The organism is Frankia sp. CcCS3 (genome assembly GCF_977927575.1).
This window is the reverse complement of the sequence record NZ_CDWRCL010000085.1, coordinates 1-14,645: the sequence shown is the minus strand read 5'-3', so window position 1 is coordinate 14,645 and position 14,645 is coordinate 1. Positions and strand designations below refer to the sequence as shown.

At 71.7% G+C, this 14,645-nt stretch carries 8 protein-coding genes; 6 read left to right on the top strand and 2 right to left on the bottom strand.

Annotated elements, in window-relative coordinates; all coding sequences use genetic code 11:
• The first annotated feature begins 144 nt into the window (after positions 1–144).
• From AC08OQ_RS09830 to AC08OQ_RS09810, 5 genes are all read left to right on the top strand, one after another.
• Positions 145–1,497: a hypothetical protein gene (locus AC08OQ_RS09830; RefSeq protein ID WP_476600422.1), complete on the top strand. Its 1,353-nt coding sequence runs from the start codon at positions 145–147 to the stop codon at positions 1,495–1,497.
• Positions 1,494–2,849 carry a glycosyltransferase family 4 protein gene (locus AC08OQ_RS09825; RefSeq protein WP_476600423.1) on the top strand — a complete coding sequence of 452 codons (1,356 nt, stop codon included), beginning with the start codon at positions 1,494–1,496 and terminating at the stop codon, positions 2,847–2,849. The genes AC08OQ_RS09830 and AC08OQ_RS09825 overlap by 4 nt, the downstream gene beginning before the upstream one ends.
• Before the next feature lie 21 nt (positions 2,850–2,870).
• Positions 2,871–7,607: an alpha-(1->3)-arabinofuranosyltransferase domain-containing protein gene (locus AC08OQ_RS09820; RefSeq protein ID WP_476600425.1), complete on the top strand. Its 4,737-nt coding sequence runs from the start codon at positions 2,871–2,873 to the stop codon at positions 7,605–7,607.
• A gap of 79 nt (positions 7,608–7,686) precedes the next feature.
• Positions 7,687–8,832, top strand: a complete 1,146-nt coding sequence (gene nicT, locus AC08OQ_RS09815; RefSeq protein ID WP_476600427.1) for a Nickel transporter NicT — start codon at positions 7,687–7,689, stop codon at positions 8,830–8,832.
• A 228-nt stretch (positions 8,833–9,060) separates the two neighbouring features.
• Positions 9,061–9,201, top strand: coding sequence for a hypothetical protein (locus AC08OQ_RS09810; protein WP_476600429.1), 141 nt, complete (start codon positions 9,061–9,063; stop codon positions 9,199–9,201).
• 421 nt (positions 9,202–9,622) lie between these two features.
• Here AC08OQ_RS09810 and AC08OQ_RS09805 read toward each other — a convergent pair whose 3' ends face one another.
• On the bottom strand, positions 9,623–10,354 hold the full coding sequence (locus tag AC08OQ_RS09805) for a Crp/Fnr family transcriptional regulator (protein WP_476600431.1): 732 nt from the start codon (positions 10,352–10,354) through the stop codon (positions 9,623–9,625).
• A gap of 258 nt (positions 10,355–10,612) precedes the next feature.
• Positions 10,613–11,581, bottom strand: coding sequence for a pirin family protein (locus AC08OQ_RS09800; RefSeq protein WP_462187056.1), 969 nt, complete (start codon positions 11,579–11,581; stop codon positions 10,613–10,615).
• A gap of 214 nt (positions 11,582–11,795) precedes the next feature.
• Here AC08OQ_RS09800 and lon point away from each other — a divergent pair, with 214 nt between their 5' ends.
• Positions 11,796–14,375 (top strand): endopeptidase La, encoded by a 2,580-nt coding sequence (gene lon / locus AC08OQ_RS09795; protein ID WP_476605038.1) that lies wholly within the window; start codon positions 11,796–11,798, stop codon positions 14,373–14,375.
• The last annotated feature ends 270 nt before the right edge of the window (positions 14,376–14,645 follow it).

The following is a 14,645-nucleotide window of genomic DNA, read 5'->3' as shown; positions in this document are numbered from 1 at the left end:
ACAAGGCACTGACAATCCGTTGAGCACCGTTCCCGGGCGTACCAGGCGGCCGACCACCCCGGCGCGGGTGAACCGGCCCCACGCGGGCATTCCGTTGCGCGGGGTGGGGAGTACCCCTGCGTATGTCGTCGGGGAGGACTCCGCATGAAGCGCAATACCGCCCAACTGGGCGGCGCGTCGGCCGCGATCGCGACCGACGGCTGGACGCTGCGTAAACGCCTAAAACAGACCCGGGGCACCCGGCTGCGGGGGGCGGTGCGCGGCGCCATCCCGCTGGCGCTGGCCGGCCAGCTCGCCAACCTCGCCAACATGGGCGTCACGCTGATCATCGCGCGCGCGATGAGTACCCGGTCCTACGGCGCGGTCGCCCAACTGATCGCAATCTTCTTCATCGTGTCCATGCCGGGCAGCGCCCTGCTCGTGGGGGTGGTCCGGCGGATCACCACCTGGCAGCACAGCGGGCAGTTGGACCTGGTGGCGCAGTGGGTCCGCCGGGTCCGCCGGGTCGGGGTCGCGCTCGTGCTGGTCGTCGCCGTGCTCGCGGTAGCCGCTCGGGGCTTCGTGGCCCACGAGCTGTCGCTGCCCGGTCCCGGCGGCGTCGCCGAGATCGTGACCGCCGGTGCCGCCTGGTGTCTGCTCTGCGTCGACCGGGGGCTGCTGCAGTGCGGCCGGCTCTATCCGGCGCTGGCCGCCAACCTGCTCGTCGACGCCGCAGTGAAGACGGTGTTCACGATCGGGTTGGTGCTCGCCGGTCTGGACGAGACCGGCGCGGCGATCGGCGTCCTGCTCGGTGTGCTGGCCGCCCTCGCCCACACGCGGTCCACGCTGCGCCGCCACCCGGACGCGGTCGTAGGAATGTCGCCCGAGCCGGGCTCGCCCGCGGCGCCCACGGCCCGGCTGGCCATCGAGGTCGGCGCCGCTCTCGTCGCGCTGGCGATGCTCGGCCTCCTGCAGAACATCGACGTCCTTATGCAGGGCCGGCTCGCCCCCGACCAGTCGGGCTCCTACGCGGCCGTCTCGGTGGCCAGCAAGGTACTCGTACTGGCGGCGGTCGTACTGGCCGGCTTCCTGCTGCCGGAGGCCGCCGATCGACGACATCTCGGGCAGCACGCCCTCCATCAACTCGGAGCAACGCTAGCGATACTCCTCGTACCCGCACTGGGGCTGCTCTCCGCCGCTCTCCTCGCACCCGACACACTTCTCTCCCTGGCCTTCGGCTCTCGCTTCACCGATGCCTCCGGCGCGCTTCTCCCCTTGGCCGCAGCGATGACCTGTCTCGGAGCTACCGTGCTGTTCACCCACTACCTGCTCGCTCTCGGCGAGCGTGGCGTACTGCTGGCCCTGGGGCTGGCCGCCGCCGCGGCCGTCCCCCTCATGCTGTGGGCGGACGGATCACCGACGAGCACCGCCCGCGCCAACCTCGCCTGCCAGGCCGTGCTGGCCATCGTCACCGGCCTGTCGGTGCTCGCCGCCGCCCGCCGGACGGCTCGGGCATGAGCGCCGCGAGCAATCGTCGCGGCCCCGGCGCGACGATCCCGCCGACCCCCGATGGCCTCGTCGTGCCGCCGGCCGTCCCGGTCCCGCCGGCCGTCCCGGTCCCGCCGGGCCTCCTGGCCGCGCAGGTGGGAGCGCCCAGGATCGAGGCCGGGCCGCGCCGACTCTCCCTCGCCGAGCTGGTCGAGACTTCGGGACTGCGCCGCGTGCACATGCTGGCCTGGCGTGATCTCGACGACCCCGAGTCGGGCGGGTCGGAGCTGCACGCCGACAAGGTCGCGGAGCTGTGGGCGCAGGCCGGCATCGACGTGAGCCTGCGCACGGCCGTGGCGTCCGGCCATCCGGAGTCCGTCCACCGCAACGGCTACACGGTGGTCCGCAAGGCGGGCCGGTACTCGGTCTTCCCGCGCACAGCGGTGTCCGGCGCGCTGGGCCGCGGCGGGCCCTGGGACGGTCTGGTCGAGATCTGGAACGGGATGCCGTTCTTTTCCCCGGTCTGGGCCCGCTGCCCCCGGGTGGTGTTCCTGCACCACGTGCATGCCGAGATGTGGCGGATGGTGTTGTCCCCGAAGCTGGCCAGGATCGGCGAGACCGTCGAATTCAAGATCGCTCCACTGCTGTACCGGCGTACGCGCATCCTGACGCTGTCCCCGTCGTCCCGGCACGAGATCATCGAACTGCTCGGCCTGCCGCCGCGCAACATCTCGGTCGTGCCGCCGGGCATCGACCCGTCGTTCTCCCCCGCAGGCGATCGCTCGCCGCATCCGCTCGTCCTCGCTGTCGGGCGTCTGGTGCCGGTGAAACGGTTCGACGTCCTCATCGACGGGCTCGTCCGCGCCCACGATGAACATCCGGCGATGGAGGCGGTCATCGTCGGCGAGGGCTACGAGCGGGTGGAGCTAGAGAAGCGGATCTCCGCTGCCGGAGCCGGCGGCTGGCTGCACCTCGTCGGGCGGGTCGACGACGACGCCCTGCTGGCGCTGTATCGGCGCGCCTGGGTGCTGACCTCGGCCTCGGCCCGTGAAGGCTGGGGCATGACGATCACCGAGGCCGCTGCCTGCGGCACGCCGTCGGTCGCGACGAAGATCGCCGGACACACCGACGCGGTCGTCAACGGCGAGACCGGCGTGTTGGTGGAGGATCCGGCCGACCTGGGCAAGACACTGGCCGGCGTGCTGACCGATCACGATCTGCGCGCCCGGCTGTCCGCCGGGGCGCTGGCGCATGCGGCGACCTTCACCTGGGCGCAGACGGCTCGCTCGACGTTCGCGGCACTCGCCCGGGAGGCGGCCCGGCATCAGGGCCGCCGCTCCACCGCGGCCCGGGCCGCGGACCTGGTTGGGCCGCACCGGTGACTGCGGTAATCCGGTGATCCGGTGACCGTGACCACGTCGCCGTCCGGTCCGGCCCCCTCCGGTCGCACCGAGTCCGGTCGCACCGAGTCCGGTCCGGCCTCGGCGACGATCCGGCGGCGGCCGCCATCCTGGCCGACCCTGGTGCTGGCCGCCGTGGCGTATCTGCCGCTGCTGGCGACGGCACCAGGAAAGATCGGCGCCGACACCAAGGCGTACCTCTACCTCGATCCGAGCCGGATGCTGCGCCGGGCGGTCTCCATGTGGGACCCCGGCATCGGCATGGGCACCGTCACCCATCAGAACATCGGCTACCTGTTCCCGCAGGGCGCCTTCTACTGGCTGCTGGATCTCGTCGGCCTGCCCGACTGGGTCGCGCAGCGGCTGTGGACGGGCTCCATCCTGTTCGGCGCCGGCACCGGCGTGCTGTTCTTGCTCCGCTCGTTCCGCTGGCCCGACCGCTTCGCGTTCGTCGCCGCGTTCGGCTACATGCTCTCGCCCTACATCCTGGAGTACGAGGCGCGGATCTCGGCGATCCTGCTGCCCTACGCCGGACTGGGCTGGTTGATCGGCATCACCGTGCGCGGGTTGCGCGAGGCGGAGTCCGGCCGGGCCGGCTGGCGCTTCCCCGCCGCCTTCGCCCTCGTGGTCACGACGATCGGCAGCATCAACGCCTCCAGCCTGATCTTCATTCTGTCCGCCCCACTGCTGTGGATACCGTTCGCCGTCTGGGGTACCCGCGAAGTCCGGCTCGGCGCCGCCGTGAGTATGTGCACCCGTGCGGTGCTGGTCGTCCTCGTCACGTCGGCATGGTGGATCGCGGGGCTCTACACCCAGGCCGGTTACGGCCTCAACGTCCTCGCCTTCACCGAGACAATCGAGACGGTCGCCAGCAGCTCGCAGGCCTCTGAGGTGCTGCGGGGCCTGGGCAACTGGTTCTTCTACGGGCAGGACGCGCTCGGTCCGTGGATCGGGCCGGCCACCCACTACACCCAGAGCATCTGGCTGACCGCGGTCAGCTTCGCCATACCCATCCTCGCCCTGATCGGTGCCTCGGCCATCCGCTGGGGCCAGCGCGGCTACTTCGTCGCGCTGATCCTGCTGGGCACCACGATCGCCGTCGGCGTCTACCCGTACGACGATCCCTCGCCCTGGGGACGGCTGTTCAAGGACTTCGCCGAGGGATCGACGGCCGGTCTCGCGCTGCGTTCGCTGCCCCGGGCGGTCCCCCTGGTCGCGCTGGGCATGTCGGTGCTGCTCGCGGGCGGGCTCGCCGCGCTCTGGGAGCGGTACGCGGCGGCCGGTCCGACCGCTACGGCTGCTACGGCTGCCCCAGGTGCCCCAGGTGCCCCGGGTGGGCGGCCGGTCCGGTCGGGCCGGCGCCGGCGGCTGGTCCCGCCGCTCGCCACCGGGGTGGTCCTGCTGTTGCTGGCCCTCGACATGTCACCGCTGTTCCGCGGCGAGTTCGTCGAGCCGTTACTCGAACGCCCCGAGCACGTCCCCGCCTACGAGACCGAACTCGCGCGCGCCCTGGACACTAGGAACAACGGGACGCTTGGGAACAACGGCACGCGGGTGCTGGAGCTTCCCGGTGCCGACTTCTCCCACTACCGCTGGGGAAGCACCCTCGACCCGGTCACCGAGGGGCTGATGGACCGTCCGCTGGTCGTGCGGGAACTCATCCCCTACGGCGAGGCGGGCAGCGTCGACCTGGTCCGCTCGCTGGACCGCCGGTTGCAGGAGAGGGTGTTCGAAACCTCCGCCCTGCCGAATCTCGCCCGGCTGATGGGCGTCGGCGACGTGGTGCTGCGCAGCAACCTCGCCTACGAGCGGTACCGGACCCCGCGCCCCCGGGCCACCTGGAACCTGTTCACCTCGACCAGACCGGACGGGCTGGGCGTACCGCAGACCTTCGGACCGCCGGTCGCCGAGGATCCCGGTATCCCGTTCACCGACGAGGTCACCCTCGGCACCGACCCGTCGGTGCCCGATCCGCCGGCGCTGGCCGTCTTCCCGGTCAGCGGCGCGCAGCCGATCGTGCGCACCGCCACCACCGCGCGGCCCCTGCTCGTCAGCGGCAACGGGGAGGCGCTGGTAGACGCGGCGGCCTCCGGCCTGCTCGCCGAGCCGATCGCCGACGGGCGGGCGATCCTCTACGCCCCGGCACTCGCCACCGATCCCGCCGCGATGCGCCAGGCCCTCGACGACGGTGCGGACCTGCTCATCACCGACACCAACCGGCGGCGCGCCGAACGGTGGACGGGCATCCGGGAGAACTTCGGCTACGTCGAGCAACCCGGGGTCAGGCCGCTGGCGAAGGACCCGAACGACAACCGGCTGCCGATGTTCCCCGACCAGAACGTGACCAGCGAGACCACCGCCGCCCTGCACGCCCCGGGATCCCCGGCGAAGATCGCTGAGGTGACCGCCACCAGCTACGGGAACAGCTTCTCCTACGGGGCGTCCGACCGACCGGTCCGCGCGATCGACGGCGACCCGGGCACCGCGTGGCGGGTCGGCGCCTTCACCGACCCGGCCGGGGAGGCCTGGCAGACCACGCTGGCCGAGCCGACGGCGACGGACCAGATCCGCCTCGTCCAGCCGCTGACCGGGCCGCGCAACCGGTGGATCACTCGGGCGACGCTGACCTTCGACGGCGGCTCCCCGGTGACCGTCGCGCTCACCGACGCCTCCCGCACCGCCGCCGGGCAGGTCGTGCGCTTCCCCACCCGGGCCTTCCGGACGTTGCGCATCCACATCGACGCGACGAACACCGGCCGGCAGCGCAGCTACGACACCGTCTCCGCGGTCGGGTTTGCCGAGGTCGCCATCCCCGGAGCGAACGGGGCACCGCTGACGGCCGAGGAGGTGCTGCGGATGCCGAGCGACAGCCTCGACGCCGCCGGCGCCGCCTCCCTCGGCCACCGGCTGGCGCTGGAGCTGTCCCGGGACCGGGCCAACCCGTCGGAACCGTTCAAGCAGGACACCGAGTCGGTCATCAGCCGGTCGTTCTCCCTGCCGACGGCCCGGACCTTCGCGCTCACCGGCACCGCCCGCGTCTCCGCCTATTCCCCCGACGACCGCGTCGACCAGGTGCTGGGCCGCCCGGCCGCCCTCCCGGTGGTGACCTCCTCCGGCCGGCTGCCGGGATCGCTCGCGGCGCGGGCGTCGAGCGCCTTCGACGGAAACCCGGCCACCGCGTGGAGCCCGGGCATCGGCAACCCGCGGGGCAGCTGGATCCAGGTCGCCTCGCCGACCCCGTTGACGGTCTCGTCGATGACGATGTCGATCGTCGCCGACGGTCGGCACTCGATCCCGACCCGCATCGGGATCGAGGTCGACGGCCAGCGGGTCGGCGCGGTGGCCGTGCCTCCGGTCACCGACACCTCGGCGCGCGGGGGCACCCGCGAGGTGGCCCTCACCTTCCCGGCCGTTACCGGTGGCACGTGGAAGTTCGTCGTCGACGACGCCCGGACCGTCACCAGCATCGACCCCATCAGCCGCTCGCCGCTGGCGATGCCGGTGGGCCTCGCCGAGATCGGGATGCCCGGCCTCGCGGCCGGCGCCGCGGGTACCGGTCAGCCCGCGGCGGGCACGACAGGCACGGCAGGGAGCACCAGGACGGGGCTGTTGCCGGCCCAGATCCCCGCGCCCTGCCGGACCGACCTGCTGAGCATCGACGGTCAGCCGGTGGGGGTGCAGGTCACCGGGGGCACCGCCGACGCGGTCAACCGGCTCGGGTTGACCGTCGCCACCTGCGGCCAGCCGGTCACCCTCGGCCCGGGGGAGCACGTGATCCGGACCACCGACGGGGCCCTCGCCGGCATCGATCTCGATCGCCTGCTGCTGGCCTCGGACGCCGGCGGCGGCCCGTGGCTGAACGCGACCGGCGCCGCCTCCGCCGTCTCCCCTGCCGGGACCCCACCAGCCGCGACGGGCACCACCGGCACGACGTCGGCCGCCACGCCACGGGTGACGGTCCAGTCGGCCGGCGACACCTCCTTCACCGTCGACGTGACGGGGGCGCGGCCCGGTACCCCGTTCTGGCTGGTGCTCGCGGAGAGCCTCTCCCCGGGTTGGAAGGCGACCGTGGGCGGCGCCGACCTGGGTACCCCCAGGCTGGTGGACGGCTACGCGAACGGCTGGCGGATCACCCCGACGGCCGCCGGGTTCACCGTCACGCTGACCTGGGCCCCGCAACGGATCGTGTGGTTCTCCCTGGTGTTGTCCGCGGTGACGGTGCTGCTCTCCCTCGCGCTGGTGATCTTCTACACCCGCCGAGCCCGCGCGACCGTGGCCACGCGGTCGTCCCGAACGTCCCGGGCACCCGAGCCGGATCTGCCGACGGCCGAGCCGTGGTCCGACCGGGCGGGGCGTGCCAGCCCGCGCACCACCGTGCTCGCCGTGTTGGGGATGGGTCTGCTTTCGGCGGCGCTGGTCTCCCCGGTGGCGGGGGTCATCGTCGCCCTGGCGACGGCCGTGGCGCTGCTCGTGCCCCGCGGCCGTCTGCTGACCCGCGTCGGCCCGGTGGTCTGCCTGGGCGTCAGCGCCTTGTACGTGCTGCAGGTGCAGGCCCGGCATGCGCTGCCGACGGACGGAGACTGGGTCGCCGCGTTCGGGAAGGTGGCGACGATCTCCTGGCTCACGGTGCTGCTGCTGGCGAGCGACCAGCTCGTCGCCCAGCTGCAACGACGGCGCGCGGCGGCGGCAAAGCTCTGCATCATGGATGCTTCTGCAACTAAGTTGCAGAAGCATCCATGATCTGGTTATCGTTCTTCTGCCCGCCGCACGAGAACTCCCCCGTCCACGTCGGCGGGTGCACCGCGAGGGGAGACCTGCCATGGCCACGCAGGCCGGCACCATGCCGAGGGATGGCCTTCCCACCGGGGTCCGCGGGGCGCTCGACCGCCGGGAGTGGGTGCGCGTCGGCGGCATGGCCGCGGTCATCGTCGGGCTACACGTGATCGGCTGGGTGACGCTCGCGGCAGTCATCGCACCGCACCACTACCGCTTCGGCGCTGACGGCCAGGTCTTCGGGGTCGGCCTCGGAGTCACCGCCTACACCCTCGGCCTGCGCCACGCCTTCGACGCCGACCACATCGCCGCGATCGACAACACCACCCGCAAACTCATGACCGACGGTCAGCGCCCACTGTCCGTCGGCTTCTTCTTCTCCCTCGGCCACTCCACGGTCGTGTTCGCCCTGGCGCTGCTGTTCAGCGTCGGCGTCCGCTCCCTGGCCGGGCAGATCGAAGCCGACGGCTCGACCCTGCACGACGTCACCGCCTGGATCGGTACCGCCGTCTCCGGTGGCTTTCTCTACACCATCGCCGCACTCAACCTCGTCATCCTCCTCGGCATCATCAGGGTCTTCCGCGACATGCGCCGCGGCGGGTACGACGAGGCCAGCCTAGCGGAGCAGCTGAACTCCCGCGGGCTGATGAACCGCGTCCTCGGCCGTTTCACCAGAGCGATCACCCGACCCTGGCAGATGTACCCGCTCGGCATGCTGTTCGGTCTCGGCTTCGACACCGCCACCGAAGTCGCCCTGCTCTTCCTCGCCGCCGGCGCCGCCGGGGCCGGCCTGCCCTGGTACGCCATCCTCGTCCTACCGATCCTGTTCGCCGCCGGCATGAGCCTGCTCGACACCATCGACGGCTCGTTCATGAACTTCGCCTATGGCTGGGCCTTTTCCCAACCGGTCCGCAAGGTCTACTACAACATCACCATTACCGGGCTGTCCGTCGCGGTCGCGTTCCTCATCGGCAGCGTCGAACTGCTCGGCATCCTCGCCGAGAAAGCACATCTCACCGGCGGGTTCTGGGACTGGGTCGCGGGTCTGGATCTCAACGTCGTCGGCTACTTCGTTGTCGGCCTGTTCGTCGCCACCTGGGCCGTCGCTCTGCTGGTCTGGAAGTACGGCCGTATTGAGGAGAGGTGGGCGACGGGCCTGCCCGAGGAAGGCCGGGTCGAACCCGCCGGCTGACCGCCTGGCGTCCGGTTCGGGGACCACCGACAGCACGGGCCTGGCGGCCGTCCCGAACCCGGGAACAGCCCGCACGAGGGACATGGCCGCGCCGGAGGCCGTCGCCACGCCGGGCATGGTTGCCGCGTCGACCGATCGGGAGAGCAGGAACCAGGCATCGGCTCGACCTATCGACGCGAGATCCACCCGCACCGGGTGAAAATCACGGCCACGCAGCTCGGGATAGTCATGTTCGACGACATCGTCGAACAGTTCGGCGGAGACGGCGAGCGCCAGGTCGGCCGCCGAACATCGAGCGAACTCGGCCCGGAGGGCGGCGCAGTCACGCAGTTCCGATGCCTTCACCACCGCTCGTCCCGAGAAGCCTGACTCGTCGACGCGGATGATTCCCTGGTGCATCGCGACGCGTAACCGAACCCACTCCGAATCGGGCCGGGAGTCGTTCAGGTGAAACAGCACGATGCGCAGCGCCCGGACGAAGGCAGCGACGACCCGGCCCTCGTCGATGCCCGGCGGAAGAATCGCGATCTCACCGCCGCCGGCGGCCGGAAAATCCAGTGTGCCCGGTCCATCTCGGCCAGCGCACACACCTCGTCCACCACCGTACCGAGGTCACGCTGCCACCGTCTCGGCCGCAACACACCCGGCGGCGCGGTGCCGGTCCGGTCGGTGTCCAGGGCAATACACATACGCCGGATTCCGGGCGGTCTTCCGCTCACAGGCAACCTCCGCGGCCAGAACCGGACAGCAGCCACTGTCCCGCGTCACGCGGACCGACCGCCCCGTATTCTCACGGGTTTGCGGCAAGCCGCAACGCCCCGATGTCGTGGATCACGACAGTGCGATAACCAGTGTCAAGGACGTTGCGCTGCCGCAGTTCCCGCAGCACCTTGTGCACTGTCGGCTCGGCCGCGCCGACCAGGGCGGCAAGCTCCGGCTGAGTGAGGGACACCCCGACCGATCGCCCACCGCCGGCGGCACCGCCATACGCCCGCTCCAGTTCGAGGATCACCCGTGCCACCCGCACCGCGACCGGGCACCCGCCGAACTCGACCCGACGGCGGGTCGCCGAGCGCAGTTTCGTCGCGATCGTGCTGATCACGATCTGGTGCACGTCCGGCTGCCGGCGCAGGAAGGCGACGAACGCCTCGGCCAGGATCACCTTCGCGAGCACAGCCCCGGCGGCGGTCACCGTCGCCGAACGCGGCTCGGAATCCACCCCCGCCAGCTCGCCGACGAGGTCACCGCCGTGGCGAATGGCCAGCAGCGCGAAGCCGCCGTTCTCGGTCGCCGCGGTGACCTTCACCCATCCGTTCAGCAGGAGGACGACGAAGTTGGTGGTGTCCCCCTCCCGCATCACGATCTCCTCGCTCGCGTACTCCCGGTAGAGGCCGATCTGCAGCATTTCCGCCCGGCACTCCGGCGACATGCGGCCGAGCAGACTCGCCCCCGGCCATTCCGCCCGCCGTGGCCGCGGCCCCCCGTCGGGTCCCGATCCCGTCGATCCAGCTTCCTGCCACATGCCCCGCCCCTCGCCCGCGTCATGAGATCCGTCGACGGCGCCGAACACTTATCCACCATACGATCCATATTTTCGACCGACACGGGCGTGGCCTACGGAAACACGCACGGTGGCATATGGAAGCACGACGGGGGATGCGGCGGAACTGGTGCGGCGGAGCTGGTACGAGGCGGGGGCGGGCATCGTGCGGGGCGCCAGGCGGATGACGGGACGCCCTTCACCTCAGGTCCGCACGGGAACCCGGAAATGCCATCGGGTTCAGACGCGATGCGGCATCAGTGCGTTCGCCGGAATGACCCCAAGCCGGCCGGCCTGATAGTCCTCGACGGCCTGGCGCAGTTCGGCCCGGGTGTTCATGACGAACGGGCCGTACACCTCGACGTGTTCCCGGATCGGCCGACCGCCCAGCAGCAGGACCTCGAGGTTCGGCGAGGACGCGTCCTGCCGGTCGTCCGCGGCGACACCGAGCAGATCCCCCGTTCCGAGGACCGCGAGCTGACCGGCCCGGATCGCCGTGGCGTCCGGGCCCACCGTCCCACGGCCACCGAGGACGTAGGCGAGCGCGTTGAACTCGGGGTTCCACGGCACGTGCACCGCCGCGCCGGGGGTCAGCGTCGCGTGGACGACGGAGATCGGGGTATGCGTGGCACCCGGGCCCCGGTGGCCCCCGACGTCACCGGCGATGACCCGCAGCAGGGCACCGCCGTCCGGCGAGGACACCAGGGAGACCTGGCCACCCTCGAGGTTCTGGTACCGCGGCGGGGAGAACTTGTCCTTCGCCGGGAGGTTCACCCAGAGCTGGACACCGTGGAACAGGCCGCCGCTGACGACAAGCTCCTCCGGCGGCGTCTCGATGTGGAGGATGCCCGCGCCGGCGGTCATCCACTGGGTGGCGCCGTCGGCGATCAGTCCGCCGCCGCCGTGCGAGTCCTGGTGCTGGAAGGTTCCGTCGATCATGTAGGTGACGGTCTCGAATCCGCGGTGGGGATGCCACGGGGTTCCTTTGGGCTCGCCCGGCCCGTAGTCGACGGCGCCCATCTCGTCCATGTGGATGAACGGATCCAGCTCGGCGAGCCGTACTCCGGCGAAGGCCCGACGCACCGGGAAGCCCTCGCCCTCCAGCCCGGTGGGCGCGGTGGTCACCCTCCGCACCGGACGGTCGACCTTGCCGAGCGCGGGCTCAGCCAGCCGAGGCAGGCGGACGGTATCGGCGGTGACGGCAGGCATGTCGTCCTCCTGGCGGGCTCACGATCGCCGGTCGACCTGCTCGAGCAGCTCATCCCGGCGCCTCTACCTGTAGATGCAACTACCAACCCGCGCAACCACGGGCCACCCTCGATCCTTCCCGCGAATTCTTTGATCATCAGGGCGCGAGCGAGAAGCGTTCGCCCTCAGCGATCAATCCCGGGAACAACGGTAAGCTAAAAGGACTTCAGTGTAAGTGACTCAACTTCTTCACGTGAAGGTGGACCACATACCACAGATCCGGGTGCTGCCCGTCCTGCCGCTCGACGACGCCGTCGTGCTAACGGGCATGATCGTGTCTCTCGACATGTCCGATGGTGAGATCCGAGCCGCCGTCGAAGCCGCCCGTGCCGGCGGATCCCGCGGCGCTCCCGACGCGCGGGCGCCGGGGATCTCCGGTCAGCCGGCGGGCCGGCCCGCCGAGGTGCTGCTGGTTCCCAGGACCGACGGCACGCTCGCCGACGTGGCCGCCGTCGGGGTGATCGAACAGGTCGGCCGGTTGCCGCGAGGGGGCTCGGCCGCGATCGTCCGCGGAACCGCCCGGGCCCGTGTCGGCGGCGTGCGCTCGGGTCCCGGCGACGTCACCTGGGTCGACGCCGTGTGGGGCGACACCGTGGTGAACGAGGGGGCCGGGCCGCCGTCCGGCACTCTCGACGCTCCGGCGGACGCCGCCCCCGCGCGGACCGGCGAGGATCCGGCGAAGGTCGAGAACCTGGCGAAGGAGTACCGCGCCCTGGTCACCGACCTGCTGCGCCAGCGCGGCGCCTGGCAGGTCGTCGACTCCGTCGCGGCGATCACCGATCCGTCCGCGCTCGCCGACACCGCCGGCTACGCCTCCTACCTGACCACCGCGCAGAAGATCGAGCTGCTGGGCACCGCGGACGTCGCCACGAGGCTTGAACGGCTGCTGGCGTGGACCAAGAACCATCTGGCCGAACTGGACGTCGCGGAGACCATCCGCCGCGACGTCCAGGAGGGCATGGACCGCCAGCAGCGTGAGTTCCTGCTGCGCCGCCAGCTCGACGCCATTCGCAAGGAGCTGGCCGAGCTGGGCGGCTCCGGTCCGGGTTCCGGCGCGGGCGGCGACGGCGGCTCCGAACCGGCCGCCTACCGGGCCCGCGTCGAGGCCGCCGACCTGCCGGAGAAGGCCCGCGCCGCGGCGTTGAAGGAGGTCGACAAGCTGGAGCGGACGTCGGATTCCTCCCCGGAGGGCGGCTGGATCCGCACCTGGTTGGACACCATCCTCGACCTGCCGTGGAATGTCCGGGCGGAGGACTCCTACGACATCGCCGCGGCCCGCGCGGTACTCGACGCCGACCACTCCGGGCTCGACGACGTCAAGGACCGCATCATCGAGCATCTGGCGGTGCGCAAGCGCCGGGCCGATGCTGGTCTCGGCGTCGTCGGTGGCCGGCGCGGCGGTGCCGTGCTGGCACTCGCCGGCCCGCCCGGGGTCGGCAAGACATCACTCGGCGAATCGATCGCCCGGGCCATGGGCCGGTCGTTCGTCCGGGTCGCCCTCGGCGGCGTGCGGGACGAGGCGGAGATCCGCGGTCACCGGCGGACCTACGTCGGCGCGCTGCCCGGCCGCATCGTCCGGGCGATCCGCGAAGCGGGCTCGATGAACCCGGTGGTGCTGCTCGACGAGGTCGACAAGCTGGGCGCCGACTACCGGGGGGACCCAACGGCGGCGCTGCTGGAGGTCCTCGACCCCGAGCAGAACCACACCTTCCGGGACCATTACCTGGAGGTGGATCTCGACCTGTCCGACGTGCTGTTCCTGGCCACGGCGAACGTGCTGGAGGCGATCCCGGCGCCGCTGCTCGACCGGATGGAGCTCATCCGGCTCGACGGCTACACCGAGGACGAGAAGGTCGTCATCGCCCGCGAGCATCTGCTGCGCCGTCAGCTCGACCGCGCCGGGCTCGCCGTCGACGACGTGACGGTCGGCGACCACGTCCTGCACGCGCTCGCCGGAGAGTACACCCGTGAGGCCGGCGTGCGTGACCTGGAACGCTCGCTCGCCCGGCTGCTGCGCAAGGTCGTCGCCCGGGTGGCGCTCGGCGAGGCCACCCTGCCGGTGACGATCGATGCTGGAGACCTGCCCGGCTACATCGGCCGGCCGCGGCACACCCCGGAGTCGGCGGAGCGCACCGCCCTCCCGGGCGTGGCGACGGGCCTGGCGGTGACCGGCGCCGGCGGTGACGTCCTGTTCGTCGAGGCGTCGCTGGCCGACCCGGAGACCGGCGGGGCCGGGATCATCCTGACCGGGCAGCTCGGCGACGTGATGAAGGAGTCGGCACAGATCGCGCTGTCCTACCTGCGCTCGCACGGGGTGGAACTGGAACTTCCCGTCGGGGATCTGGCCGACCGCGGTGTCCACGTGCACGTCCCCGCGGGTGCGGTGCCAAAGGACGGGCCGAGCGCCGGGGTAACGATGACGACGGCCCTGGCGTCGCTGCTGTCCGGCCGGCCGGTCCGGGCGGAGGTGGCGATGACCGGCGAGGTATCGCTGACCGGGCGCGTGCTGCCGATCGGCGGGGTGAAGCAGAAGCTGCTCGCCGCGCACCGCGCCGGCATCACCACGGTGCTGCTGCCGGCGCGCAACGGCCCGGACCTGGACGACGTCCCGGCGCCGGTGCGCGACGCGCTCACCGTCCACCTGGTGACCGACGTCCGGGAGGTGCTGGACCTGGCCCTGGAGCCTGCCTTCGCCACCGGGCGCGCCGACCGGCCGGGCCACGGCGGGCGCTCCTCCACACCGCTGGCCGCCTGAGGATCTGAAGGCCGACCGGGGGCCGGGAAGAGGGTGAGCGAGAGCCAGCGACACGCCGGGGACGAGGTAAACACCATGTGACGAGGGGCGCGGAAGACGCAGATGGCGGCTACGGTCGGGGCGTGGATCGTGGTCGCTGTCTTCGGCAGGAGCGCATCGCACAGCAGCGCATCCTGGGGCTCAGTCGACAAGGGGTGCGCCAGCGACCGCGGGACAATCGCGGGCCCGCCCATCCGCCGAACCGGCCACCCGGCCGGCGCAGGCGCACCC